The organism is Hymenobacter actinosclerus (genome assembly GCF_900111515.1).
Taxonomy (GTDB): Bacteria; Bacteroidota; Bacteroidia; order Cytophagales; family Hymenobacteraceae; genus Hymenobacter; species Hymenobacter actinosclerus.
Map to the genome: position 1 here is coordinate 191,527 of NZ_FOHS01000003.1, position 26,224 is coordinate 217,750.

Genomic DNA, 26,224 nt, shown 5'->3' on the forward strand with positions numbered 1-26,224 from the left:
TTTAATTGAAGGTATACATGAGGCTAATTCTACTGCTGTTTATGTTACTGCCGCTTGCACTGTTTATTCAGTGCTCTACTCCGGAATATCCCTATGATCCTAAACTAATTACTACGCAAACTGAAATCAATTTTGCTCTTACTGCAAATAGAGGGATTTTGTCAACTGATGGAACTGTGTATTTTGTTTCTGATTCCGACCCATCTACAATTGTTGCTTACGGTAACGACACAGTATTGTGGCAAATAAACGTGTCCCGTGAATGTGGGCCCGATATTTTTAATCAGGCTGTGCGCTATATCAAGCTCACTCCTGGCAACTTAGAGGTTGTATTTAGCAAGCATAGCTTCTTAACTATTGCACGTAACACCGGACAGGTAACTTGCCAAGGGAGAGACTAATCTTTTTACGGGAGTATATACGCACCCGAATCCGGGGCCAGCCCTTTTGACCTCAAGCTGCCCCTATCGCATCACCAGCCACCAAAGCAGCCAGCTGTTACACAAGCTTCCGGTAGCGGCACTAAAAACGGCCGGCCCCCAAAATAGGGAGCCGGCCGTTTTTAGTGCCGCTACCGGAAGCCTCGCCCTAAACTGCCGGGCGGGGGTGGCTTAGGCTCTTGCAAACCGGTAGCCTCGCAGGCTGTTGCCGCGAATCATTTTGCGGAAGAACACGACCCGACGGTAGTTGAACTGGCCGTAGTGGTGGGTGAGCACGAAGAGGGCAATCGGGAAGAAGAGCAGGCACAGGCAGCCCAGCACCACTTTGCTCGACGCCATCAGCGCGTTTAGTTGCAGGGTTTGGTACAGGCCGCTGCCGGCCATGACGCCCGCATCGAGGGTGCCGGCCAGGTCGCTGAGGCTTTGCCACTGTCCGGCGTAGTTGGCCCAGCCGAACAGGGCGCTGGCCAGGGCGGTAGCGAAGAACGTGCGCACCATCAGCAGAATGGCCGTAATGCCCAGGCTCTGCTCGGGAGTCATGTTGACGGCGGCGTAGTACCAGACCACGATGAAAAGCAGGCCCATGCCCAGCCCTTTCAGGAACATGGGGAAGTAGAGGTACTCGATGTTTAGTTGCGGCTGAATGAGGAAGTACAGGCAGGCCGAATGCAGGAAGAAGGCGAAAAACCCGAGCAGGACGACGAATTTCAGGTTCAGGTTGTTCTTGAAGCCGAAGAAGGCCACGACGCCCGCCAGCAGAATACCCGGAATCATCCACAGGTTCAGCTGGGCGTTAATCAGGTTGCTGTAGCCCAGCACGCCCATCGAATACTGCACGTAGATGCCCGAGCTGGCCAGGTAGATGCCCACAAACAGCAGCAGCACCAGGCTGTGCCACACGTGCTCCCGCTTGAAAAACAGGTCGAACTGAATCAGCTTGCGCTTTAAAAACCGTTGCCGGATAACCGTGAGAGCCAGAAAAACCACGCCCGCCGCCAGGCTCAGCGGCACGTAGGCCGCCTGGAACCAACCCTGCTGCCGCATGAAGCTCAGGCCGTAGTTGAAAGCCATGGCCGAGGTGGCCAGTAGCAGCAGCGAAAGCCAGTCGACCTGGTAGAGGGGCATTTTGCGGGCGAACCGCTGGTTGTGCTGGAAAATGAGGCCCAGCGCGGCCACCCCGAGCATCAGGGCCGCCATGAGCAGGTAAGGGGCCTGGTAGCTGGTGTTGGCAATGAGGTCGGCGAACAGGTAGCCGGTTACCTGGCTGACGACGATGATGATGGGGTAAAACAACGAGTAGAACCGGCCCCGCTCGCCCTGGGGCGACAGAATGAACAGCACTGGCAGAATCATTTCCATCAGCCCGAACATCTTGAAGAAGCCAATGAGCAGGCTCCCGAAAATCAGCACGTGCGGGTTGTCGGTGGTGCCGTTCATGAGCAGCAGCAGCGCCACAATGATGGACGTGCCCACCAGGATTTCCTTGGAGCGGAACCGCACCTTCACCCGCATAATGATGCTCAGCGCCAGCCCCATGCCGATGGTGCCGGCGTTGTTGGCCGCCGCAATGTAGTCGGCATACACCCCCAGCGCGCCGGAAATATCGGTGATGTTGGTCGTGTATACGCCGCTGACCACGGCCAGCGGCGGGAGCATGAAGATGATGAGCAGCAACATCAGGGGCTTGGGCACCCAGGTTGCAAAAGGTCCTTGGTTGTACATGGTGGTTTATTGGAGCGTAACCTGCACGTTCATGCCGGCGCGGAGCAGTTCCAGGTCGGCGGGCTGGTTGCGGCCGGTGAATTCGATGCGCACCGGAATCCGCTGCTGCACCTTCACGAAGTTGCCGGTCGAGTTATCCACCGGAATGGCGGCGTACTTGGCGCCCGTCGCGCCCGAAATGGCGGTGATTTTGCCTTCGAACTCCTGGCCACCCAGCGCATCAACCCGGATAAGCGTGGGGCCGCCCAGCCGCACGTTGGCCAGCTGGTTTTCGCGGTAGTTGGCCGACACCCAGATGTTGCTGATATCCACGATAGTAGCCACCGGCTGGCTGGGGCTCAGCAGCTGGCCCACGTTCACCGTCCGGCGGCCCATAATGCCATCGTGCGGGGCCGTAACCACCGTGTAGCTCAGGTTGAGCCGGGCCATTTCCAGCGCGTTTTCGGTGCGCTTGATTTCGGCGTCGTTCAGGCCCAGCCGGGCCTGCACTTCGTTTACCGTCAATGAGCTGGAACTGCCGTTGTTGGCCACGGCCCGGAACTGGGCCTGGGCGGCCTCCAGCTGGGCTTTGCTGGCGTCGTACTCGGCCTTCACCTGGTCGAACTGCTGGTGGGTTACTGCCTCGTCGCGGAGCAGGTTCTGGTAGCGGCGGAAGTTCTGCTCGGTGTTCCAGAACCGGGCCTTGGCGGCGGCCATGCCGGCCTTGGCAGCGGCCGTGTTGGCCGAAGCCGTTGAGACGTTGTTGGAAACCGTGCGCACCGACTGGCGGGTGGCGTTTTTGGAAGCCAGCGCGGCCTGGTAGGCGGCTTCGGCCTGGCCCAGCTGGGTTTGCAGCTCCCGCCCATCCAGCACCAGCAGCGTGTCGCCTTTCTTCACCCGCTGGTGCTCAATAAACCGGATTTCCTTGATGTAGGCCGATACCCGGGTATTGATGGGGTTGATGTAGGACTCGACCTGGGCCGAGTTGGTGTACTTGTCGTTGCCCACGTTGTAGTAGGCGGTGGTTACCCAGTAGAGGCCGCCCAGCACCAGGGCCAGCACCAGCCAGTTCACCAGGTTCAGGCCCGATTTCTTCTTGGCTACAGTTTTTTTGGGCGGCTGCCGGGGCTCCGGCGACTGCACGGCGGCAGTTTCTTCGATAAGGTCGGTTTGGGTTTTTATGTCCGTTGCCATGGCAGGTAGGGGTAGCGTTGGTGGAGGGAGAGTAGCGCGGGCAATTATTACAGCTGCCCGCTGTCCTTCAGGAGTTTGTAGTAGGAGAAAACGATGTTGGCCTCGGCATTCGTGAATTGCAGCTCGGCGTCGAGCTTGGCGTTGCTGGCGTCGAGCAAATCCAGCAGAATGGCCAGCTGGTTGTTGTATTTGCTTTCCATGATGCGGTAGTTTTCGCCCGCCAGACTCTTCTGCACGCCGTAGGTATTGCGCTGCGAAACGGCCTCGTGGTACTTGATGTAGGAGGCATTGACGGCCACCTCAAGCTGCTGCTCGGTGTCGTTGGCCTGGGCCTGGGCTTTGTCCTGCTCGAAGCGGTTGAGCTGCACCTTGCGCGGCGTTTTGTAGAGCGCATCGAGGTTGATGTTGAGCGAGAGGCCGGTGCTCCAGCCGTTGCTGTACATATCCAGGGCCGGCACGCTGGTCGTCAGGGGCCGTTGCAGCTTGTTGCCGCTGAACAGCGACAACGACGGCGAGCGTTCGGCCCGGATTACCTTGTCGGCCACGTCGTACACTTCCACGCTGCGCCGGGCCAGCAGCAGCGAGGGGTGGCTTTTGCTCGCCAGCTGGTAGTCCTGCACCGCGCTTACCTCGGCCGTGGCCAGCAGCGCCTCTTCGGGCACCACCACCACCTCGTCGGGCAGACCCAGCGCCACGGTCAGCTGCTTGTTGAGGATGGCCCGGTTGTTCTGCACGACCTGCCGGGCCAGGTTGAGGTTGGAGAGTTGCAGCTCGGCCCGCACCACGTCGTTGCGCGTGACGATGCCTTCCTTGTGCAGGCGCTGGATGTTTTCCAGGCGCCGCTCGGCCAGGGCAATGTTTCTGGTATAGACTTTTTCCTGGTTGAGCAGCTTGTACACGTCGAGGTAGTGGCCCAGCACCAGCAGCTTGATATTCTGCTCGTTCGACTCGTAGTTGAGCTGCATCAGCCCTTCCTTCAGCGACTGAATCTGAATGGAGTTGCGCACGAGCCCGCCCTTCCACACCAGCCAGTTGGCTTCGGTCGAAAAGCTGGTGCCGTGGTGGGGCATGGCTACCTTCGTGGCATTCGAAAAGTCCTTGTCGAGCACCACCGAATTGCCCAGGTAGTAGCTCTGCAAGCCGGCCGACACCGAGGGCAGCTGGGCGTTCCTGGCTACTTCCGTGCTTTGGCGGGCAATATCAATATCGGCCTGGGCCACCTTCAGTTTGGGGTGGTTCTGCCGGGTCAGCTCAAACAGCTGGGCTACGGATACCCGTTGCTCGGTTTGCTGGGCCTGCACGGGCACCGCCAACAGCAGCAGAAGCATGGCCGTCAGCAGGTTAACAAAAACAGTGGGTTTCATTGCACTTACCTTTTGGTATAGTACAAAGGTCAGCACCCCGGCCCGCCCCCGGAAGGTTGGGAAAGCCTGAAAAAAGGTCTAAATGGTATCTACCCGCTGGTTCTGCTTGCGGAAGTTCAGGGGGCTGTGGCCGGTGTGCTTCTTGAAAAACTTGCCAAACGCGTACTGGTCTGAGAACTTCAGGGCCTCGGCCACCGCGTAAACCGGCTCCCGGGTGTTGAGCAGCTGCTCCTTGGCCTCGTTGACCAGCGCCTCGGCAATAAACCGGCTGGGCGGCTGCCGGGCCACTTCGCGCACGCAGTTGGAAAGGTATTTTATGGAAACGCAGAGCTTATCGGCGTAGAACTTCAGCTCCTTTTCCTCCTTGGCATACTGGCTCACCAGCTCGAAAAACTGCACCGTCAGCTGCTCCTTGCGCAGGTTGCGGTTTTCGGCCGGTTGCAGGCGCGAGAACATTTCGTCGGCTATCGTGAAGCCGATAACCGAGCTGAGGCCGGTGACGATTTCGTTGTTGAAGCCGTAGTCGCTGTGGTTGGCCAAATGGTATTCCAGCTGCCGGCACAGCTCCAGTAGATACCCGAACTTCTGCGCCGGCAGTTTCAGCACCTCGGTATTGGGGGCGCCACTGCCGCGCATAATCCGGAAAGAGCTATAGCCGTTGAAGCTGTAATTAATCCGCTGGCGCAGCTCTTTCCGATCAAAGGAAACGATGTAAAACCGCACGTCGGTGCTCAGCGCCGGAAACTGGTAGACGTTGCCAGGAGATAAAACGACCAAATCCTGGGCCAGCTGCCGCAACGGCTGCTGATTGATTTCCAGCTGCGCCGTGCCGCCATAAATCAAGATAAAGCCAACGCCGGCAGGCCGGAACGAACTGCTTGTATTCAGCTGATTTTGCAGGATTGTCTCGTTGTAGATTCTTATCATATAGCAGTTTCGCGAACCGTGTACCTGTTGCGTCTCTACATAACCATGGGTACACCGTTTGCAAAACCGCTATAGCTGGCAGGCGTTGCCGGATGGAGAGACGCACTCGTATCGCGCTTGTAATTAGCAACCCAAGGTAGCAGCCTTACTCTTTCCGTACGCACGTTGTCGGCAACTCCGAAGGCCAAAGAAGCCGCACTCGTATCCTGAACGCGGCTTCTTTGGCTTTATAAGGCTGCTTCAGCAACTGCTGCTGAAAGTGCTGGCAGGTTCGGGTAGTTCAATAAGCCAGGCTCTCCGACCGAAGAATGTCACCCAATACTCCTGTTACGGTCTACTTCCTCCTGGCGCCTTTTCAGGCTTTGCGAAGACTTGCGGCCAATTATAAAAGCAGCAACCACCAGGATACCCGTGAGAATTAAGCTTCCATGGGTAGCTGCCCAAAAAGCAATACCCAGCAACACCCCGATAAATGCAGCGGATGTGATTTTTTTGCGATTTTATTTTCTTCACTTCTGACGCTAGTTCTTCCGGCGTCATTTTCCCGTGGTTGTCGCTTGCATCCATCATCCTGTGGGGGGGGTAAGAAAATCACCTACACCATTGATTGCACCGCCCCGACTCAGCCGCGGCGGACAGCAGCACGTGAGCTACCAGGCTATCGTTACCGCCAGTAAGATAGCCAGACCTAACCGCCCGCGCAATTTTTAGCCGCCGCCGCCCCCCCAGCCACGCCTGAATCTGGGGCGCGGCTTTTCGGGCCTTGGGGCGCTTATGCAATGGCTGCTGCTGTGAGGATGTAGGACTTTAGATTTTCACTTATTATATTTCATCATGAAATTTATCACATCCTCCTTCGTCTTACTAACAGCCCTATTTCTTTCTACTGCCTCTTGGGCACAGGCTCCCGGCAAAGCGTTAGCCGCGGGTAGTTCTTATGATGTACGCTTGCTGATACGTGAGCCTGATCCGGCATTGGGCAACGCATCTTTTAAACCGTCGGCCCGGTTGCGCGGCCTGCAGGGCGACGATGGCGTGGTATACTGGCTCTCCGCGGACCGGCAAACCATCACCGCGTACCAGGGCAAAAAAACTCTTTGGGCAGCCAATGTAGCCTCGGCGCTGCCTAAGAACGCGCCCGGACCACTAACTGTTCGGCAGATGGCGTGGTGCTCTAATGCCCTGTTTTTCTCGGTTGGAGAATCCGGTTACGTTGAGTTGGACCGCCAGTCTGGCAAAGTAAACCAAGCTGGTATCGACTGACGCTCGGCCCAAACCCATTAGACTTTATAGAAAAGCCGCGCCCGAATCTTGGGCGCGGCTTTTCTGGCCTTGGGCCTTACCTTTGGCTTCCTGACGCTGATTACATCCTTTCGACTATTCCCACCCCGCAATGTCCGACCCGCACGCCGACGCCCAGCTGAGCCCGCTCGAAGTTCTCGCCCGCAAAAACCAGGAAGCCCTGCTCGGCGGCGGCCAGGCCCGCATCGATAGCCAGCATAAAAAGGGCAAGCTCACGGCCCGCGAGCGGATTGATTTGCTGTTCGATGAGGGTTCGTTCGAGGAAATCGGCAAGTTCGTGATGCACCGCTCCAAGGACTTTGGCCTCGATAAGGAGTACTACCTCGGCGACGGCGTGGTGACCGGCTACGGCACCGTGCAGGGCCGGCTGGTGTACGCCTTCTCCCAGGATTTCACGGTGTTCGGCGGCTCGCTAAGCGAAACCCACGCCGAAAAAATCGTAAAAATCATGGACCTGGCCATGAAGAACGGGGCCCCCGTTATCGGCCTCAACGATTCGGGCGGGGCCCGGATTCAGGAGGGCGTAGTGAGTTTGGGCGGCTACGCCGACATCTTCTACAAGAATACGCTGGCCTCAGGCGTAGTGCCCCAGCTCTCGGCCATTATGGGTCCCTGCGCGGGCGGCGCGGTGTACTCGCCCGCCATCACCGACTTCATCCTGATGGTGGAAGACACGAGCTACATGTTCGTGACCGGCCCCAACGTGGTGAAAACCGTGACCCACGAGGAGGTAACCAGCGAGGAGCTGGGCGGCGCCAGCACCCACTCGGCCAAGAGCGGCGTGACGCACTTCAGCTGCGCCAACGAAGTAGCCTGTATCACCCGCGTGAAGCAGCTGCTGAGCTACATGCCCCAGAACTGCGAGGAAACGGCCCCGATGCTGCCCTACGAGGCCGGCCAGGACGAAAGTCGCCCGGCCCTGGACAGCATCATCCCCGAAAACCCCAACCAACCCTACGACATGCGCGAGGTGATTGAGGGCCTGATTGATGCCGACTCGTTCCTGGAAGTGCACCAGAACTTCGCCGAGAACATCGTGGTAGGCTTTGCCCGGCTCGGGGGCCGGAGCATCGGCATCGTGGGCAATCAGCCGGCGGTGCTGGCCGGCGTGCTCGACATCAACGCCAGCACCAAGGCGGCCCGGTTCGTGCGCTTCTGCGACTCGTTCAACATTCCGCTGCTGGTGCTCCAAGACGTGCCCGGCTTTTTGCCCGGCACCGACCAGGAGTGGCGTGGCATCATCACCAACGGGGCCAAGCTACTCTACGCCTTCTGCGAGGCCACCGTACCGCGCATCACCGTCATCACCCGCAAAGCCTACGGCGGGGCCTACGACGTGATGAACTCCAAACACATCGGGGCCGATATGAACTACGCCTGGCCCACCGCCGAAATTGCGGTAATGGGCGCCAAAGGAGCCGCCGAAATCATCTTCAAGCGCGAAATTGCCGCCGCCGAAAACCCCGAAGCCAAGCTCCAGGAGAAAGTCGACGACTACCAGCAAAAGTTCGCCACGCCCTACCGCGCCGCCCACCGGGGCTTCGTGGATGAGGTGATTCTGCCCTCCCAGACCCGCCAAAAGCTCATCCGCGCCTTCAAGATGCTGGAGAACAAGGTGGACACGCTGCCCCGCAAGAAGCACGGCAACATTCCGCTGTAATTTTGTTTGCTGTGGATTGGCAATTAGTCAGCAAGGTATCGGCGCTGTCAGGGGCTGGTACTTTGTTTATCTGGGCTTGCCTAAGATTTCGGAAGTTGTTGATCTTCCGGGCATTCATCGGGTTTCTAACGCTGTTGCTGATTGTAGTGGTGATTATTGCTTCATTTGGAGGAGATGGTTCCGCTGAATTCGGCAATGGCTCGTGGTCTGAGGCGCAAAGCCGAACGCTTGCCAATTACCTCCTAATGATCAGCTTTGCGCTTTTCACGGTTTCTCTACTTGCTTTTGCTGTTCATTTGTTGGTGCAGTAGCCTTTTTATTTCTTCCAACCATGCGTCAAGAAAGCTTCGACTTCCTTCAGAAATACCTTAACAACCCCTCCCCCACTGGCTTCGAGAAAGAAGGTCAGCAACTGTGGCTGGAATACCTCAAGCCCTACATCGACGAGTATTTCGTGGATACCTACGGCACGGTAGTGGGCGTCATCAACCCCGAGGCTGAGTACAAGGTGGTGATTGAGGCCCACGCCGACGAAATCAGCTACTTCGTCAACTTTATCACCGAATCGGGCTTTCTGTACCTGCGCAAAAACGGCGGCTCCGACCCGCTCGTAGCCCCCAGCAAGCGCGTGAACATCCACACCAAAAAGGGCATCGTGAAGGCGGTGTTCGGCTGGCCCGCCATCCACACCCGCAAGCCCGACCAGGACAAGGCCCCGACGATGGAAACGGTGTTCCTCGACTGCGGCGCCTCCAGCAAGGAGGAAGTGGAGGAAATGGGCATCCATGTGGGCTCAGTCGTGACGTTCGAGGACGAGTTCATGGTGCTCAACGACAAATTCTACGTGGGCCGCGCGCTCGACAACCGCATCGGCGGCTTCATGATTGCCGAGGTGGCCCGCCGCCTGCACGAGGAAGGCAAGAAGCTGCCCTTCGGCCTCTACATCGTAAATGCCGTGCAGGAGGAAATAGGCCTGCGCGGGGCCGAAATGATTGCCCACCGCATCCAGCCCGACGTGGCCATCATCACCGACGTAACCCACGACACCCAGTCGCCGATGTACGAGAAGAAAACCTCGGGCGACCTGTTCTGCGGCAAGGGCCCGGTTATCACCTACGGCCCGGCCGTGCAGAACAATCTGCGCGACCTCATTATCGAAACCGCCCAAAACGCCGAAATTCCGTTCCAGCGCGCCGCCGCCACCCGCGCCACCGGCACCGACACCGATGCCTTCGCTTACTCCAACGCCGGCGTGGCCGCGGCCCTGATTTCGCTGCCCCTCAAATACATGCACACGACGGTTGAGACGGTCCACAAAGACGACGTGCAGCACGTCATCGACCTGATTTACGAAACCGTGCTCCGCATTGAGGACAAGCAGGATTTCCGCTATTTCACCTGATCACGGATTAGCGCGGATTTTAACGGATTTCACGGATTTTGTGAATGACTCAGCACCAGCGCCCCCGGAGGCGCTGGTGCTTTTTTTTAGGCCGTTCCGAAAGATTGCCAGAGCAGCCAGCAAACAGTGGCGGCAACAGCTTCAGCAAACTTTCTCCAGGCCGTGCAATAGCTGGCAGCGGGCTTTTTACCCTAAGCAACGTTCGGTACTCCTGTTGTCGGGCAGGGAACTGCCACTCCGCCTAGGTATTGCAGGCAGGCAATAATGGCCTGAATTCAACTAACGATTTTATAGCGTACCTGAATATTGTTCAGGTGTAGGCAGGCAACAATGGTCTAAATTCAACCTTAATCTTTTCACTATCAACCACCTGCATCGTATCCGGGGAAAATCTTTGAATCTTCACTTTGTAATTCAAAGTTCTTTATAGTACTTTCATGTAGAAATAACTGCTACTCGTAAATCCTGATGCCATGCCCCTGACCAAGAGCCTCACCCGGGTTTCCCTCGTAACCGGTGCCCTGTTGCTGATACCCCTGGTAGCCATGCAATTCACCCGGGAAGTCAACTGGACCCTGTCCGATTTTGTCATTATGGGCGCCTTGCTTTTTGGCACCGGATTCGTGCTGGAGCTGGTGGCCAGTCGGCCGAGCCCGCTGGTGTACCGGCTGGCGGCCGTTGGCGCTGTGCTTACCGGCCTGCTTCTGATTTGGGTGAACCTCGCCGTGGGCTTTATCGGGAGCGGTCCGAACCCGGCCAACCTGCTGTGCGGGGCGGTTCCGGTGAGTGGTTTGGTGGGGGCTTTTGCGGGGCATTTTAAGCCGCGGGGCCTGGCTTATGCCCTGACGGCCACGGCGCTGGCGCAACTGCTCGTACCGATGCTGGCGCTACTCGTTTGGCACATGCCGGTAAAGTCCCAGGAGTGGATAGCCAGCGCAGTATTTGCGCTGCTGTGGCTGGTTTCGGCTTGGCTGTTCCAGCGCGCCAGCTGGCATCAGGTACCTGCACAACGCGCTTAACAACCCCGAATATTTGTTTCGAGAGGCTCTGCGGGCAGAATGAAGATGTAACTTGCCGCCCTACTCTCCTGCCGCTTTGCAACTGCCGCCCGTTTTCCCGCCCCTTACCGTAACCGACCAGATGGGCCGGCAGGTAGCCGTGCCGTTTCCGCCCCGGCGCATTGTGTCGCTGGTTCCCTCACAAACCGAGCTGCTGTTTGATTTGGGGCTGGGTGCGCGGGTGGTGGGCCTGACCAAGTTCTGCGTGCATCCGGCCGAAGCCCGGCAGTCGGCCACGGTAGTTGGCGGCACTAAGAACTTCGATTTCGCGAAGATCGACGCGTTGCGGCCCGACCTCGTTATCGGCAACAAGGAGGAAAACTACCAGGAGGGCATCGAGCAGTTGGCGGCGCGCTATCCGGTCTGGATGAGCGACATTACGACCCTGCCCGAGTCGCTTGAGATGATCCGGCGCGTGGGCCTGCTCACGGGCCGCAAGGAAGCCGGCGATGCCCTGGCCGCCGACATTGCCGCTTCGTTTGCCGCGCTGGCCCCTGCTTTGGAACTGATTCCGGCCGCCTACTTCATCTGGCGCAAGCCCTACATGGTGGCGGCCACGGGCACGTTTATCGACGAGATGCTGGCCCGCGCCGGCTTCCGCAACGTGTTCGGACACCTGAGCCGCTACCCCGAAATCAGTCCCGAGCAGCTGCAAGCCGCCGCGCCCCGGCAGATTCTACTGTCCTCCGAACCCTACCCCTTCGCCGAAAAGCACCTGGCCGAGTTTCAGCAGCTCTGCCCCTCGGCTCGCGTCCGCATTGTCGATGGCGAGTTGTTCAGCTGGTACGGCAGCCGGCTCCGGCTATCGCCCCCCTACCTTCAATCACTGATTTCCGCTGATTAATCGTGATTTCGCTGATTTTTGACGTGCGGCTGTAACAGGCTGTAGTCCGGACTTCAGTCCGTATCTTCCGGCATCTGAACAGTGCCGTTCAGGCCAACAGCAGGTTACGGACTGAAGTCTGTGCCACATCAACTTTCTTCAGCCAGAAACCCCACCTTTTTCAGCTCCTGCCAGAACTGTGGGTAGGACTTGCGCACTACCTGCGGGGCCTCGATGCGGATTTCGCCCAGCAACGCCAAGGGCGCGAAGGCCATGGCCATGCGGTGGTCGTGGTAGGTGGCTACCGTTTGGCCGGCTACCCGGAATTTTTCGGCCGTTACCTCAAACCGTCCTTCGCCCGCGTCGGTCAGGGCGGCGCCGAATTTGGCTAGCTCGGCTTGTAGGGCGGCTATACGGTCAGTTTCCTTGATGCGCAGGCTTTCGAGACCGGTGAGGGTGGCCGGTACGCCCAGGGCCGCGGCTACTACGGCCACGGTCTGCGCCAGGTCGGGGCAGTCGGTGAAGTCCTGGGTGAGGCGGGCGGCGGGGGCGGCTTTGGTGAGGCGCAGGGTTTCATCGGCCAGAAACTCAGTGTGCACGCCCAGCCAGGCCATAATGCCCGCAATGGCCTGGTCGCCCTGCCAGGAATAGCGGCGCAATGTGGGCAGCGTCAGGTACGAGCCCTCGGGGGCCAGCGCCAACAGCGCGTACCAGTAGCTGGCCGCCGACCAGTCGCCCTCCACGGTGTAATCGGTGGGCTGGTAAGCCTGGGGGCGTACCTCCAGCACCTTGCCCAGGTCGCGGCACACGGCCCCGAAGTGCTGCATGAGTGCCTGCGTCATCCGGATATAAGGCCGCGAGCCCACTTTGCCCGTGAGCCAGATGCGCAGGCCGGCCGGCAGCGTGGGCGCAATCATCAGCAAAGCCGAAATGTACTGGCTGCTGATGTCGCCGCGCACGGTCAGTTCCAGCGGTTCGGTTTCTTCGGCGGTGGCGGGCTGGGGCGTGCGGCCCAGCAGGCGCAGGGGCGGGTAGCCTTCCCGACCTATGTATTCGAGGCGGGCGCCCAGTTCACGTAGGGCATCCACGAGCACGGCAATGGGCCGCTCCTGCATGCGGGCCGTGCCCGTCAGCTCCGTCTGCCGGCCCGTCATGGCCAGGTAGGCCGTCAGGAAGCGCATCACGGTGCCGGCGTCTTCGGCATCAAACTCCGGGGCGGCGGGGTCCTGTAGCAGCCGCTGCATTAGCTGGGTGTCGTTGGCGTCGGAGAGGTTGTGGAGCTGACCGCCGCCGGCCAGCGCCTGAATAATGAGGGCACGGTTGCTTTCACTTTTAGAAGCCGGCACCTGGGCCGGGCCCCGAAGCGGGCCGCCCGGCCAGGTAAGCGTGAGGAAGGAGCTGATAGCAGTAGAAAGTTGCAGGCTGGAGCAGCACTCCGCCTTCGGTTCAGATAAAAAGTGCGCCAGCCGGCTGTTGCGGCCCTAGCCCGGCAGGCGGTGGTAGTAGCGCAGCGAATCGGCAATTTCGGCCAGCGTTACGGGCTGGTCGTACACGCCCCGGCCAATGGCTTCGAGCAGCGTGCAGTTGATGGTGCTGCCGGCGTTTTTCTTGTCCTGGCGGGCATAGTCGGCAATGGCCTCGGTTTCGAGCAGCACAAACTGCACCTTTTCAAAAATAGAGAACAGGAAGGTTTCGATTTTGTCCAGCTCGGCCGCGCTCAGCCGGCCCTTATGATGGCTGAGCCAAGCCTCGCACACCATGCCGGCCGCCACCGCCTCGCCGTGCAGAATCTCGCGGCCCGGCTGCTGCAACAGGTAGCTTTCCAGTGCGTGGCCCACGGTATGGCCGAAATTGAGCAGCTTGCGCAGCCCGGTTTCCAGCGGGTCCTGCTCCACGATGCGCTGCTTGAGCGCCACCGACTCCTCAATAACCGGCGTCCAGTCATCCACCATAATGCCCACGTAGCGGTTGCGCTCGAAGGCGTCGGCGTCGGCAATCAGCCAGTGCTTTACCACCTCGGCGTAGCCCGATTTGAGCTGGCGGGGGTCGAGCGTGCGCAGAAAGCGTGGCTCGATGAAGACGGCAGCAGCGGCCTGAAACACGCCCAGCTGGTTTTTGAAGCCCATAAAGTCGACCCCGGTTTTGCCGCCCACGCTGGCATCTACCTGGGCCAGCAGCGTAGTCGGTACCTGCACGAAGCGTACGCCACGCTTGTACACGGCCGCCGCGAAGCCGCCCAGGTCGGTCACTACTCCGCCGCCCAAGTTCACCACCACGGCGTAGCGGTCGGCGCGCAGTTCAGTTAGTTCGGCCCACAGCAGCTGGCAGGTTTCGAGCGTCTTGTACTCCTCACCGGCGGGCATTTCCACGAGCCGGTAACCGGCCGGCAACTGCGGCTGGAGCAGCGGCAGGCACTGGCGGACGGTGTTCTCGTCGGCCAATACTACCACTTGGCTCACGGCCGGGGTATGCAGCAGTTCAGCCAGCCGGGGTAGCGCAATTGCTCCGATATGTACGGTCTGATCCATATTTATATGATTTTTCTCATTTATTTCAAAAACAAAGCATTAATCCAAACAAATAATGCTTATTTCGATACAAAATTAATTCATCCGCATTTTCTCATGCGCCCGCAACTTACGTCCCATTTTTCCATACCCTCGCTGGCGCGCTTTATCTGTTGGTTGTTGCTGCTGACCGGCGGTGGGTTGCTGGCCTCCTGCAGTCGTGAACCGCTGCAACCAGCCGTTGCGGCAGAACTGGTAGGCAACTGGGAGTGGACCCAGACAACCACCGAGCAGCACGCCACCCTCACGCCGGCCAATACCGGCCACCGCATGAGCATTCACTTCGACCGCCGGGGCCGGGCGCGCTTCTACCAAGATGAAGTGCTGGTGAGTGCCGCCAACTTCAAGGTAAGTCGCGATGGCTCGGGCCTGTGGGGGCCAAAACGCTATACCATTATCTACCACGGCTACCAGCGCCGGCAGACGTACTCCTTAACCGGCAACCAGCTGCAGCTGCAGGATGTTGCCAGCCAGCCGGCCACGCACCGCTTCCAGCGCACCGATTTGCCCGTTATAACGTCATCGGTGCAGCTTATCCGCTGATATCGGGCTGCTATTTGTGCTTTCTTCACTCCTGCTACGGCGCTTGCTGCCGGCAGGCTTGCTCAAAAGGGCTTCACCATTCAGGGTGAAGCCCTTTTTTGGTGCGCCACGGGACGGTTCTGGCCCGCAGCTGCGGCCGGGCCGGGTTATGCGCCGGCCCGATGCGGAGAAACTAGGTTGTCGGCTTATCTTTACTTATTCTTATTGCTACGCGTCCGTTTTGCCCGGCCGCTACTACCCGCTGCTTCCTATGTCTCAACTCCAGGCTCCCCCCATTTCCTTCGACGACACGGCCGTTGCATTCGCCTCCCGCTCCAATGGCGAGCTACGGAAAATGTACGCCCTGTTTGCCTCGATGAACAACCCCACGCTGGTAAAAACCGGCAGCGGAATCATGAAAACGGCCCTTAAGTGGCATGTACCCGGCACGAAGTTTCTCATCAAGAACTCCATATTCGAGCAGTTCTGCGGGGGCGAAACCATTCAGGAGTGCCTGCCCGTAATTGAGGAGCTGGGCCGCTACGACATTGGCACCATCCTCGATTACTCGGTAGAAGGTGAGGGCAGCGACAAAAGCTTCGATGCCACAACCACCGAAATTCTGGCCACGCTCGATCTGGCCCACCGCTCCAAGCACATCCCCTTCTCGGTGTTCAAAGTAACCGGCGTAGGTGAGGCAGCTATTCTGGAAAAAATACAGGCCGGCAAAACGCTGAGCGCGGCCGAGCAGGCCAGCTACGATAAAACTGTGCTCCGGGTGAATGCCATCTGCGCCCGGGCCCATCAGTACGGAGTGCGCGTGTTCATCGACGCCGAGGAAAGCTGGTTCCAGGATACCATCGACCAGCTGGCTTACCAGATGATGCGGCGCTACAACCACGAGTCGGCCATCGTCTGGAACACCTACCAGCTCTACCGCCACGACCGGCTGGAGGCCCTCGAAGCGTCCGCCGCCGAGGCGGCCGCCGGCCACTACCACATCGGAGCCAAGCTGGTGCGCGGGGCCTACATGGAGAAGGAGGCCCGCACCGCCTCGGCCCAGAGCCGCCCCACGCCCATCAACCCCAGCAAGCAGGCCACCGATGCGTTATATGACGAGGCGCTCAGGTATTGCATCGACCACATCGACCATATCAGCGTGTGCGCCGGCACTCACAACGAAGCCAGCTCGCTGCTGCTCACCCAGCTGATCCAGCAGGCCGGCCTGCGTCCCAACGACCCGCGGGTGTGGTTTGCCCAGCTGTATGGCATGAGCGACAACCTGAGCTATAACCTGGCCAACGCGGGCTACAACACGGCCAAATACGTACCCTACGGCCCCGTGGAGGCCGTGATGCCCTACCTGTTGCGCCGCGCCGACGAAAACACGGCCATTGCGGGCCAGACCAGCCGCGAGTTTCGCCTGATTCAGAAGGAGATGAGCCGCCGCAAGCTCTAGTAACCCAACGCACTCAGGCCTACCGGAGCTAAACGGCATAGTTTTGGCACCGGTAGGCCTTTTGCCCTTTTACGGGGCCGCATTTATTCACTCCCCTCTTCTCCCGCCCATGATTGGCCGAGTACGCTCTCACCTCATCCGCTTTTCCCGCAACCAGATTGGCACCACCAGCTACCTGAACCTGATTCAGGAAGCCGAGTTGGGCCTGAACCTGGAAATCACGCACGAAAAGGCCCGGCTCAACGAAATCCTGACCGAAATTTCGGAGCACGAGTTTCAGGCCGGCCGGCCGATTCTCAGCTGCCTGGTGAAGGTGAAGGGCTCGAAGGGGCAGGGCGACAACTTCTTTAAAATGTGCGAGCGGCTGGGCATGGGCGAGTGGCGCACCCTCAAGCAGGACGAGGACTTCCTGAAGAACCTACGCCAGGAATGCCGTGCTTTTTGGCAGGATGATGCCAATTTTGAAAAATTTGCGAAGCCGAAGAGTTAAGTCAAAAAGCGGCTTATAGGGGCCTGAGATGGGATTTTGGGGAGAGCAGAAAGGTTGCGTACATCATTTTGGCGCAACCTCGTTTTGGGGGCTGCGTTAAGAGCCTCGAAACCTCCGTTACTCTCTTCCTTTCCATTGGAGCACGGAAATCACTGTTTTATTTCCATTCCCATCTTAATTCTCCCTTCCCATGAACAACGATTCGATGAACCGCGACAACAATCCTAATCACGATTTCAGTGCTACCCAGAAGGGTGCTGCTGCTGCCGGCTCGGTAGGTGCTGCCGTAGGTGCTGGCATTGATGCCACCCAGAATGCCGCCGGCGATGCCGCTCGTGCCGTAACTGGCAGCAACGAAACGTATGGCTCGGGCAACAGCTACACTGCTGGCTCGTTCCGCGACCGTGACAGCGCCGAGCGTGCTTACCAGTCGCTGGCCTCGCGTGGCTACCATAAGGATGATGTGAACCTCGTAATGTCGGAAGATGCCCGTAAGCAGCACTTCGGCGACAGCACGGTTGATACCGAACTTGGCGATAAGGCCATGGAAGGTGCCGGTGTAGGTTCGGCCATTGGTGGTACGGCTGGTGCCATTATCGGTGCCATTGCTGCCATCGGTACTTCGGTAGCTCTGCCCGGCCTGGGCCTCGTAATTGCCGGTCCTATTGCGGCTGCTCTGGCTGGTGCCGGTGCTGGTGGCCTGACGGGTGGCCTGGTAGGTGCCCTGGTAGGCTCGGGCATTCCCGAGGAGCACGCTGCCGAGTACGAAACCGACGTGAAGAACGGCAACATTGTGATGGGCGTACGTCCTCGCAACGAAGAAGATGCCCGTTACTTCGAAGAGGAGTTCCGTCGTCACAACGGCGATAAAGTACGTCGCTACTAAGCATCTACGCCCCTGGCGTAACTAAGTAAACAAAAAGGTTCTTCCTGTTAAGGGAAGAACCTTTTTTTGTGAGCCACCCGCCAAAAAATTAACTTTAAGCCAGTTTTGGGCTTCTATTTGCTCACCTGCTATATTCACCACCGGCAAACGTGCCCGGACCGCTGAGTCCGGACGCTTTAATAAGAACAGCCGGCGGTTAGCATCAGGCACTTATTTCCCTGCCCGGTACGTTACCTGATTGAACCGGCCTTTTTGGCCAGCGGCCGTTGGTGGCCTCATCTGCTCGTTTTTCATTTCATCTTCTCCTGACCCATGCCTGCTCCCCGCATTAAAATAGGCCTGTACGTTTCGGTCCTGCTGGCCGTCTTCGTGCTGGCTTCCTACAAGCTCTACCGGCGCAACGACACGCAGCCGCTCCAGAAAGACGAGGTGCTGATCAAGGCAATGGTGCAGGGCCTGTCGCAGGCGCACTACCAGCCCGAACGGCTCGACGACGCTTTTTCCAAGCGCGTGTTCGACCTCTACCTGAAGCGCCTCGACGGCAGCAAAAAGTTTCTGCTGGCCACCGATGTGCAGCAACTGCGCCAGTACCAGAACGACATCGACAACCAGATTATCCGCGGCACCCACGAGTACCTGGACCTGGGCACCAAGCTCATGGCCCAGCGCGTGAAGGATGTGCAGGGCATCTACCGGGACATCCTGGCCAAGCCCTTCGATTTTACGGCGCCTGAAACGTTCGAGACCGAGGCCGATAAAATCACTTTCGCCTCGACTCCGGCCGCGCAGCGCGAGGAGTGGCGCAAGTTCCTGAAATACCAGACCATGGTACGCCTCTCGGAGATAATGGACGAGCAGGCCAAAAAGAAGGACAAGCCCCTGGCCTCCACCAACGCCAAGCCCTCGGAAGCTACGGTATCGAGCCCGGTGCTAACGGCCGAGCAAATGGAAGCCGAGGCCCGTAAGCGGGTGCTCAAGTACTTCGATGACTACTTCCATGATCTGGAGCAGACGGAGGCAACCGACCGCCTGGCCATGTACGCCAACGTAATTGCCAACACCTACGACCCGCACACCGAGTACTTCGCCCCGCGCCAGAAAGACGACTTCGACATTGCCATGACCGGCCGCTTCGAGGGCATTGGCGCCACGTTGCAGGAGAAGGATGGCAACATCAAGGTTAACGACATTGTGCCGGGCTCGGCCTCGTACCGGCAGGGCGAGCTGAAGGCCGGCGACATTATTCTGCGGGTGGCGCAGGGTTCCGAGGAGCCGGTATCGGTAGAAGGCTGGCGCCTGGACAAAGCCATTACCCTTATCCGGGGCCGCAAGAACACGGAGGTGCGCCTGACGGTGCGCAAGCCCGACAACAGCACCAAAATCATTCCCATCATCCGCGATGTGGTAGTGATTGAGGAAACCTACGCGCAGTCGGCCACCATCAACGACAATGGCAACAAGCTGGGCTATATCAAGCTGCCTAACTTCTACGCCGACTTCAACGACAATGGGGGCCGCAGCTCGGCCGCCGATGTGAAGAAGGAGCTGGAAAAGCTGAAGGCTGAAAACGTGAAGGGCATTGTGCTCGATCTGCGCTTCAACGGCGGCGGCTCGCTCCAGGACGCGGTGGAAATGGCTGGCCTGTTCATCGACAGCGGCCCGATTGTACAGGTGCGCGGCGGCCAGGGTGCCGCCACCATCCTCAACGACCGTGACCCGCGCGTGCAGTACAGCGGTCCGCTGATTGTGCTGGTGAACAAGTACAGCGCCTCGGCTTCCGAGATTCTGGCCGCCGCCATCCAGGACTACAAGCGCGGCGTGATTATGGGTTCGGCCAGCACTTATGGCAAGGGCACGGTGCAGCGTATTATTGATCTGGACGACGCGCTGCCGGCCGAGTTCAACAGCATCAAGCCCTTCGGCTCGCTCAAGCTCACCATTCAGAAGTTCTACCGCATCAACGGCGGCTCAACGCAGTTCAAGGGCGTTGTACCCGACATCATCCTGCCCGATGCTTACAGCTACCTCGATCAGGGCGAAAAGAGCCAGGAGTACGCCCTGAAGTGGGACGAGATTACGCCCGCCCGCTACCGGGTATGGGCCGGTAACCCGCCCATCGACAAGCTGCGGCAGGCCAGCCTGGCCCGCGTGAACAGCAACGCCAGCTTCAAGCAGCTCTCCGATATGGTACAGCGCATGGTCAAGCGTAAGGACGACACCAAGGTATCGTTGCAGCTGGCCAGCTACCGGGCCGAGCAGCAGCAGGCCAAGGCAGAAGCGGATAAGTACGAGGCCATCCAGAACGCGGCCCAGCCCATGGCCATTACGCCCCTGGCGTTCGATCTGCGCCAGATTGGTGCCGATACGATCAAGGTGAATCGGGCCTCGCGCTTCGTGAAGCCGCTGACCAAGGACATTACGCTGCGCGAAGCTGTAGCCGTACTGCACGACGAAATGTAAAGCAGAAAGGCCATTTAAAAGCCGCTGTGAAAGCCTCCCGGACCAAGGTCCGGGAGGCTTTTTTGCATTTGCACTGCTACTCTGCGTATTCTTAGTAATCGACCATGCAAACACAGTCATCATCAGCATTTATTTTTCATGTTAAAACACTGATATTCAACATGATTATACACTAAATATATTACCCAATATTTTTAGCAAATTAGAACTTATATCTTTGCTAAACGGTTTACTAATCATGACGACGACAGACATGGAAACTCCGATTATCCCCCTCATCACGGAGGAGCAGAAACAAGCCGAGGAAACCTGGCGCAAATCGATTCCGGCCCAGGTGTTTCTCAACTACTTCTTCGCCATCAACTACCACATCCAGCAGGCCGACGACGCGCAGGGTGGCCTGCGCCACCTCCCCTACTTCCGCGCCCACCAGGCCGAGCTGACCGAAACCGACGTGCAGGCCGTAACCAAGCTGCTGCACGCCTCCTGGAGTACCGAGTACGCGTTGCGGGCTACGGCCGAGCTGGGCGACGAGGACTACCTGCGCAACGCCCTGCACTGGACGTTTCCGCAGGCCTACCACACCATCACGGCCGGGCTCCAGGCGTTTCTGTACACCACCGGCGTGCGCAGCAGCAACCCGGCGCTGGTACGGCGCGAAGTGGGCCGGCTGGTAGTGCGTAATGCTTACCCGCGCCCCATCTCGTTCTACGCCGCCGGCGCCTACGGCGACTTCAGCATCCACCGGTTGCCGCTGGCCGGCTACAAGGCGGGCTTGCAGATTGCGGGCAAGGAAATCGACGCTCAAGCTCAGATCGGGCAGTTCCTGCGTACCACCCGCACCATCAAGGCCAAGGCTACGCGCCAGCAGGTACAGGCCAACCCCAACACGGCCCTGCGCAGCCAGAAAACCGGCAAGGTGCTCGACAAATGGACGCCCGCGCACTGGCAGCAGATTACCTGGCGGCTGGGCTACACCACGCTCTTCGACCTGCTGGGCCGCCTGCGCATCTCGCAGACCAGCCGCGAGATTGACCGTTTCGTGGAAGCCGACATCGACTTCAGCCTGTTCCACGACTCGCTGCTCAACATTGTCAGCTACCTTAACGGCATCCACGAAACCTACGTGGCCAAGGCCATGGGGCTGGAGCGCTACGAGCAGCTGGTAGCCGAGCTGCCCCGCCATTTGCAGAACTCGTTCGTAGAGGAGCGCCTGCGCACGCGGGTAGCTCCGCAACTCACCGATACCGACGAAACTCCGGTGCTGCGCATGGCCGCGTAGCTTTTGTCGGGAGGTATTAACCACTGGCTGATAGCTATTAGCTTGCCTGATAGTCCTTATTCCGTTGCACTTGTCCTACTCCATATACACCAAAGCGCCGGCCCTGTGGGTCGGCGCTTTTTGCTATGTGCCGGGCCATTCCAGCAGAAAAAGCTGACGGCTATCAGCCAAAAGCTAATAGCCCCACCCGCAGTTAGGTTAGGCGGGCGGGCTGCGCTATTTTTGCGGCTTGACTTCGTCCCGCCTTCTGGCGGGGCCGCTACCCCCTCGCCCTATGCAGCACCTCAGCGAACAGGAGATTATCCGGCGCAACAAACTCACGGAGCTTCAGCAGCTCGGCATCGAGCCCTACCCTTCGGAGCTGTACGATGTAAATTTCTATGCCCAGGAGATTCTCGATAACTACCACGTCGAGCTCAACAACTTTCAGGAAGTAAGCCTGGCGGGCCGGCTGATGTCGATGCGGGTGAAGGGCAAGGCCTCGTTTGCCGAGTTGCAGGACGCCTCGGGCCGCATTCAGCTCTACATCAACCGCGACGAAATCTGCCCCGGCGAAGACAAAGAGCTTTACAACACGGTGTTCAAGAAGCTGCTCGATCTGGGCGACTTCATCGGCGTAACCGGCCGCGTGTTTAAAACCATGGTGGGCGAAACCTCCGTGCACGTAACGGGCCTGACGGTGCTCAGCAAGAGCCTGCGCCCACTGCCCGTGGTGAAGGAGCGCACCGATGAGGCGACGGGCGAGAAAATCACCTACGACGCCTTCACCGACCCCGAGCAGCGCTACCGCCAACGCTACGTGGATTTGGTGGTGAACCCGCACGTGCGCGAGGCTTTCATCAAGCGCACCCAGCTGGTGCAGGCCATGCGCAACTACCTCAACGACAAGGGCTACCTGGAGGTGGAAACGCCGATTTTGCAGCCTCTGTACGGTGGCGCGGCGGCGCGGCCCTTCAAAACGCACCACAACACGCTCGACATGACGCTGTATCTGCGCATTGCCAACGAGCTGTACCTCAAGCGCCTGATTGTGGGCGGCTTCGATGGCGTGTACGAGTTCAGCAAGGACTTCCGCAACGAGGGCATGTCGCGGTTCCACAACCCCGAGTTCACCCAGATGGAGCTGTACGTAGCCTACAAGGACTACTACTGGATGATGGATTTGGTGGAGGAAATGGTGGAGCGCGTGGCCCTGGCGCTGCACGGCAAAACCGAGGTGCAGGTGGGCGACAACCTCATCAACTTCCAGCGCCCCTGGAAGCGCTACACCATGGCCGAATCCATCGAGCATTTCACCGGCTTCAACATTGAGGGCAAGAGCGAGGACGAGTTGCGCGCCGCCGCCAAAGATCTGAAAGTAGGCCTTGACCCGAGCATGGGCAAAGCCAAAATCATCGACGAGATTTTCGGCGAGCACGTCGAGCCCAAGCTCATCCAGCCCACCTTCATCACCGATTATCCGGTGGAAATGTCGCCGCTGGCCAAAAAGCACCGCAGCAAGCCGGGCCTGGTAGAGCGGTTCGAGGCCATCTGCAACGGCAAGGAAATCTGCAACGCTTTCTCCGAACTCAACGACCCCATCGACCAGCGTGCCCGTTTTGAGGAGCAGCTGGAGCTGGGCAAGCGCGGCGACACCGAGGCCATGGTGCTCGACGAGGACTTCCTGCGGGCCCTCGAATACGGCATGCCGCCCACGGCCGGCCTGGGCATCGGCATCGACCGGCTGAGCATGATTATGACTAACTCCAACTCCATCCAGGACGTGCTCTTCTTCCCGCAGATGAAGCCTGAGTACACCAAATCGGAAAACGCCCCGCACCCGGAGGAGTAAAACCCGCCTGTCATCCTGAGCTTGCGAAGGATGACAGGAAAATAGCTAAGCACACAGCCACAGTAAAAGCAGAAAGCCTCCCGCCGATAAGGACGAGAGGCTTTCTTTTGGTACAAACCACCTACCATTCAGGGCAGGGCCGTAGCAGAAATGTGCGATGGGCAACGATTAATTTTACTGTCAGGCTGTTTAACCAGGTCCTGCCAGAAGCTTAAACGGCCGGCAATTTTACTGATAAGGCTTCTCTACCCCTCTTTCAGGTGGCTTGCAAATGAGTTTACGGCGCAGCGGCGCGCAGGGTTACAGGCAACCAAAAAAGTTTGGCTTAGATGCCGGCGCCGGGCCCGGCGGGCTGGTTCATGGAGCTAAGTAAATCGTCGGCGGCCGAGCGGTCGGATGCCTGTTGCTGCGAGGCGGCCGGTGCCTTCCCCGTGAACGAATCCAGGCGGGCTTTGCCTTCTTTCAGCAGCCGGGCCAAGTCCTTGTTGAGCTTGCCGGCCGATTCCTTGATATCGGCGCGGGCTTCGTCGCCGGTTTCGGGGGCCAGCAGCAGGCCGGCCACGATGCCGGCCGTGGCGCCGGCCAGCAGGGAGAAAATTACTTTGCCTTTCGTGTCTTGCATGGTTGGGAGGGTAGAGCGATTCATGGCGGCCACGGCGGCCGGCCTGCATTTATAACGCGCGAACCGCAGGCGGGTTTACGCAAAAAGCCCCTGCTTCCGAAAAAACAGGGGCTTTTGTTAGCGTGAAGCCCGACCTACAGGTCGTTGAGCATCTTTACTACTTCGGCTTTGGCTTTGCCAAGCTTGTTCTGAAGACGGCCAATCAGCTCGTCGCCTTTGCCTTCGGCGTAGGTCAGATCCTCGTCGGTGAGCTGCGCGTACTGCTGCTTCAGCTTGCCCTTGAGGTCGTCCCAGTTGCCTTTCAGCTTCAGGCTGCCGCCCGAGCCAGTCAGGCCCATGTCTTCGAGCTTCTCGATGTAGCCTTTGAACTTGGAGTCGAGGTCTTCGCCGTACTTGGAGAGCTGGTCGCCCAGCTGGCCGCTGTACTTGGTGGCGGCGCTGCCGATTTTATCGCGGGTAGCTTTGCCTTTATCGGGGGCCATCAGCAGACCGGCAATGATACCGGCGCCGGCACCGGCAATAGCAGCGAGGAGAATTTTACCCGAGTTATCTTCTTCGTAATGCGACATGATTTGGGAGAGAAAGGTTGGAAATAGAGTTTCGAAAGGAGCGGAGAACGGGGCCAAAAAACGGCCCTCAACCTCCGGGTATGGCTCCCTATACGAAGCTGGGCGGTCGGGGTTATGTACAGGCAGAAAAATCGGCCGGAAAAATACCAAAACACCTATACTGCCGTAGTACTCGTTCTACATCTGCCTCTCAACCCCTTATTTTCGCCTCATGCTTACCCGATTCTGCACCCTGCTGCTGCTCCCAGCCCTGCTGGCCTGCCAGCGCAACTCGCCCCCAGCTGCCGCCAGCCAGCCCTGCATCGACCCGGCCAAAATCAGGCCCGATGCCGCCTGCACCATGCAGTACGACCCGGTGTGCGGCTGCGACGGCAAAACTTACGGCAACGCCTGCCAGGCCACCAATGCCGGCGTCACCAGCTTCAAGCCCGGCGAGTGCGCCGGCAAAACCAACAACTGATTTCCTGCATTTACCGATGTCTGAAAAACGCTATTTCCGCCAGCAGAACCCCTTTATTGTACCCACCAGCGATGGCAAGCTCATCGAAGAGCACATTGGCCAGGCCAGCACCGGCACCAGCCAGTACAGCGTGGCCCACATGGTGGCTCCGCCCCAGTGGAGCGAGCCCCACCAGCGCCCTGAATTCGACGAGGTAACCATTGTAGTGCGCGGCCGCAAGCGGTTTGAAATCGACGGCGACGTAGTGGAGCTGGGCGCCGGCGAGTCGCTGCTGATAAAGGCCGGGGCGCGGGTGCGCTACTCCAACCCCTTCGAGGCTGAGTGCGAGTACTGGTCCATCTGCGTGCCTGCGTTTAGCCCGGCCACGGTGAACCGGGAAGAAGAATAACTGGGTCCGGCGCTACTTCAGGCCCACCCAGCGGCGCAGATCGGGCGTGCGGTGGGTGCTGGCCGTGAGGGCCACGGCGCCGGGCCCTTTCAGATGCACTATTAGCGTGTCGTTGAAGTAGGGCTCCAGCCGATCGATGGCACTGAACTGTACCATTTCGGTGCGGTTGAGCCGGAAGAACTGCGCCGGGTCGAGCTGGGTTTCGAGCTGGCTGAGGCTTTCGTTGAGCACGAAGCTTTTGCCCTGCCCACTGAAAGCGTGCGTAACGCCGTGGCGCAGCTGGAAGTAGTGTAGCTCGGCCACATCCAGCAGGTACAGGCCCTGGCGGGTTTTGCTCACGAGCCGTTGCTTGTAGGCTGGCCCCGCGGCGACCGGTGCGGCCGCGCCCAACGTGGCGGCCAGCTGCTGCAGCGCCGCCCCCTGAAACGACTGCCGCAGCCGCTCGAACTTCTGCATGGCCGCCGCAAACTGCGCGTACTGCACCGGCTTGAGCACGTAGGCAATGCCGTTCTGCTCGAAGGCCTGCACCAGAAACGAGTCGTAGGCCGTGATGAAGATAACGGGGCTGCTGACCGCTACCTGCCCGAACAGCTGGAACACGTTGCCGTCGAGTAGTTCAATATCCGACAGAATGAGGTTGGGGGCCGGGTGCTGGCGCAGAAAGTCGGCCGCCTCGCTCACCTGCTGGCACTCGCCCACAATGGTGGCATCGGGGGCGTAGCGCAGGGCGAAACGGCGGAGCTGGTCGAGAGCGGGTTCCTCGTCTTCGATAAGCAGCAGGCGGAGCATAGGCGGAAAGGGAAGTTACAGTGACGGA

At 59.1% G+C, this 26,224-nt stretch carries 25 protein-coding genes; 16 read left to right on the forward strand and 9 right to left on the reverse strand.

What is annotated here, in order from left to right; genetic code table 11:
• Positions 1–41: 41 nt before the first annotated feature.
• On the forward strand, positions 42–401 hold the full coding sequence (locus tag BMY67_RS18995) for a hypothetical protein (protein WP_143069812.1): 360 nt from the start codon (positions 42–44) through the stop codon (positions 399–401).
• 210 nt (positions 402–611) lie between these two features.
• Here the strand turns inward: BMY67_RS18995 and BMY67_RS12440 are convergent, their stop codons facing one another.
• The 4 genes from BMY67_RS12440 to BMY67_RS12455 all read right to left on the reverse strand — a co-directional run bounded on the left by BMY67_RS12440 (position 612) and on the right by BMY67_RS12455 (position 5,626).
• Entirely contained in the window at positions 612–2,162 is a 1,551-nt protein-coding gene (locus BMY67_RS12440) for an MFS transporter (protein ID WP_092772041.1), read from the reverse strand.
• Between the two features lie 6 nt (positions 2,163–2,168).
• Complete coding sequence (locus tag BMY67_RS12445; RefSeq protein ID WP_092772043.1) at positions 2,169–3,335, reverse strand: HlyD family secretion protein; 1,167 nt, start codon at positions 3,333–3,335, stop codon at positions 2,169–2,171.
• 47 nt (positions 3,336–3,382) lie between these two features.
• Positions 3,383–4,699 (reverse strand): TolC family protein, encoded by a 1,317-nt coding sequence (locus BMY67_RS12450; protein WP_092772045.1) that lies wholly within the window; start codon positions 4,697–4,699, stop codon positions 3,383–3,385.
• Between the two features lie 78 nt (positions 4,700–4,777).
• Positions 4,778–5,626 carry a helix-turn-helix domain-containing protein gene (locus tag BMY67_RS12455; RefSeq protein WP_092772047.1) on the reverse strand — a complete coding sequence of 283 codons (849 nt, stop codon included), beginning with the start codon at positions 5,624–5,626 and terminating at the stop codon, positions 4,778–4,780.
• A gap of 834 nt (positions 5,627–6,460) precedes the next feature.
• Between BMY67_RS12455 and BMY67_RS19000 the strand changes: the two genes are divergently transcribed.
• The 6 genes from BMY67_RS19000 (at position 6,461) to BMY67_RS12485 (ending at position 11,892) form a co-directional block, all read left to right on the forward strand.
• Positions 6,461–6,889 carry a hypothetical protein gene (locus BMY67_RS19000; RefSeq protein WP_143069813.1) on the forward strand — a complete coding sequence of 143 codons (429 nt, stop codon included), beginning with the start codon at positions 6,461–6,463 and terminating at the stop codon, positions 6,887–6,889.
• Between the two features lie 130 nt (positions 6,890–7,019).
• Positions 7,020–8,588, forward strand: a complete 1,569-nt coding sequence (locus BMY67_RS12465; protein WP_092772051.1) for an acyl-CoA carboxylase subunit beta — start codon at positions 7,020–7,022, stop codon at positions 8,586–8,588.
• 11 nt (positions 8,589–8,599) lie between these two features.
• Positions 8,600–8,899: a hypothetical protein gene (locus BMY67_RS12470; protein WP_143069814.1), complete on the forward strand. Its 300-nt coding sequence runs from the start codon at positions 8,600–8,602 to the stop codon at positions 8,897–8,899.
• Between the two features lie 20 nt (positions 8,900–8,919).
• A complete protein-coding gene (locus BMY67_RS12475) occupies positions 8,920–9,990 on the forward strand; it encodes a M42 family metallopeptidase (protein WP_092772055.1) in 1,071 nt (356 codons plus the stop codon).
• 473 nt (positions 9,991–10,463) lie between these two features.
• On the forward strand, positions 10,464–11,009 hold the full coding sequence (locus BMY67_RS19785; protein ID WP_092772057.1) for a hypothetical protein: 546 nt from the start codon (positions 10,464–10,466) through the stop codon (positions 11,007–11,009).
• A 121-nt stretch (positions 11,010–11,130) separates the two neighbouring features.
• Positions 11,131–11,892: a helical backbone metal receptor gene (locus BMY67_RS12485; RefSeq protein WP_092772891.1), complete on the forward strand. Its 762-nt coding sequence runs from the start codon at positions 11,131–11,133 to the stop codon at positions 11,890–11,892.
• Positions 11,893–12,020: 128 nt separating this feature from the next.
• On the opposite strand, the gene BMY67_RS12490 is transcribed toward BMY67_RS12485, so the two are convergent.
• Complete coding sequence (locus BMY67_RS12490) at positions 12,021–13,217, reverse strand: 3-phosphoshikimate 1-carboxyvinyltransferase (RefSeq protein WP_245745036.1); 1,197 nt, start codon at positions 13,215–13,217, stop codon at positions 12,021–12,023.
• 135 nt (positions 13,218–13,352) lie between these two features.
• On the reverse strand, positions 13,353–14,399 hold the full coding sequence (gene aroB, locus BMY67_RS12495) for a 3-dehydroquinate synthase (RefSeq protein WP_092772062.1): 1,047 nt from the start codon (positions 14,397–14,399) through the stop codon (positions 13,353–13,355).
• Positions 14,400–14,495: 96 nt separating this feature from the next.
• Here aroB and BMY67_RS12500 point away from each other — a divergent pair, with 96 nt between their 5' ends.
• From BMY67_RS12500 to lysS, 7 genes are all read left to right on the forward strand, one after another.
• Complete coding sequence (locus BMY67_RS12500) at positions 14,496–14,981, forward strand: hypothetical protein (protein WP_143069815.1); 486 nt, start codon at positions 14,496–14,498, stop codon at positions 14,979–14,981.
• 250 nt (positions 14,982–15,231) lie between these two features.
• The gene (locus tag BMY67_RS12505; protein ID WP_092772893.1) at positions 15,232–16,419 is read left to right on the forward strand and encodes a proline dehydrogenase family protein; all 1,188 of its coding nucleotides are present in this window, start codon (positions 15,232–15,234) and stop codon (positions 16,417–16,419) included.
• 109 nt (positions 16,420–16,528) lie between these two features.
• Positions 16,529–16,909, forward strand: a complete 381-nt coding sequence (locus tag BMY67_RS12510; protein WP_092772067.1) for a hypothetical protein — start codon at positions 16,529–16,531, stop codon at positions 16,907–16,909.
• Positions 16,910–17,099: 190 nt separating this feature from the next.
• On the forward strand, positions 17,100–17,795 hold the full coding sequence (locus BMY67_RS12515; protein ID WP_317040341.1) for a hypothetical protein: 696 nt from the start codon (positions 17,100–17,102) through the stop codon (positions 17,793–17,795).
• Positions 17,796–18,107: 312 nt separating this feature from the next.
• A complete protein-coding gene (locus BMY67_RS12520) occupies positions 18,108–20,255 on the forward strand; it encodes a carboxy terminal-processing peptidase (RefSeq protein WP_092772069.1) in 2,148 nt (715 codons plus the stop codon).
• A gap of 238 nt (positions 20,256–20,493) precedes the next feature.
• Positions 20,494–21,537 carry a hypothetical protein gene (locus BMY67_RS12525; RefSeq protein WP_245745037.1) on the forward strand — a complete coding sequence of 348 codons (1,044 nt, stop codon included), beginning with the start codon at positions 20,494–20,496 and terminating at the stop codon, positions 21,535–21,537.
• A 274-nt stretch (positions 21,538–21,811) separates the two neighbouring features.
• A complete protein-coding gene (gene lysS, locus BMY67_RS12530) occupies positions 21,812–23,368 on the forward strand; it encodes a lysine--tRNA ligase (RefSeq protein ID WP_092772073.1) in 1,557 nt (518 codons plus the stop codon).
• A gap of 325 nt (positions 23,369–23,693) precedes the next feature.
• On the opposite strand, the gene BMY67_RS12535 is transcribed toward lysS, so the two are convergent.
• Together BMY67_RS12535 and BMY67_RS12540 are read right to left on the reverse strand one after the other, a co-directional pair.
• Positions 23,694–23,990: a YtxH domain-containing protein gene (locus BMY67_RS12535; RefSeq protein WP_177189811.1), complete on the reverse strand. Its 297-nt coding sequence runs from the start codon at positions 23,988–23,990 to the stop codon at positions 23,694–23,696.
• 134 nt (positions 23,991–24,124) lie between these two features.
• Positions 24,125–24,559 carry a CsbD family protein gene (locus BMY67_RS12540; RefSeq protein WP_092772077.1) on the reverse strand — a complete coding sequence of 145 codons (435 nt, stop codon included), beginning with the start codon at positions 24,557–24,559 and terminating at the stop codon, positions 24,125–24,127.
• A gap of 211 nt (positions 24,560–24,770) precedes the next feature.
• Here BMY67_RS12540 and BMY67_RS12545 point away from each other — a divergent pair, with 211 nt between their 5' ends.
• Both BMY67_RS12545 and BMY67_RS12550 read left to right on the forward strand, forming a co-directional pair.
• Positions 24,771–25,019: a Kazal-type serine protease inhibitor domain-containing protein gene (locus BMY67_RS12545; protein ID WP_092772079.1), complete on the forward strand. Its 249-nt coding sequence runs from the start codon at positions 24,771–24,773 to the stop codon at positions 25,017–25,019.
• Between the two features lie 16 nt (positions 25,020–25,035).
• Entirely contained in the window at positions 25,036–25,407 is a 372-nt protein-coding gene (locus BMY67_RS12550) for a cupin domain-containing protein (RefSeq protein ID WP_092772081.1), read from the forward strand.
• 12 nt (positions 25,408–25,419) lie between these two features.
• Here the strand turns inward: BMY67_RS12550 and BMY67_RS12555 are convergent, their stop codons facing one another.
• The gene (locus BMY67_RS12555; protein WP_092772083.1) at positions 25,420–26,196 is read right to left on the reverse strand and encodes a LytR/AlgR family response regulator transcription factor; all 777 of its coding nucleotides are present in this window, start codon (positions 26,194–26,196) and stop codon (positions 25,420–25,422) included.
• Positions 26,197–26,224: the final 28 nt, after the last annotated feature.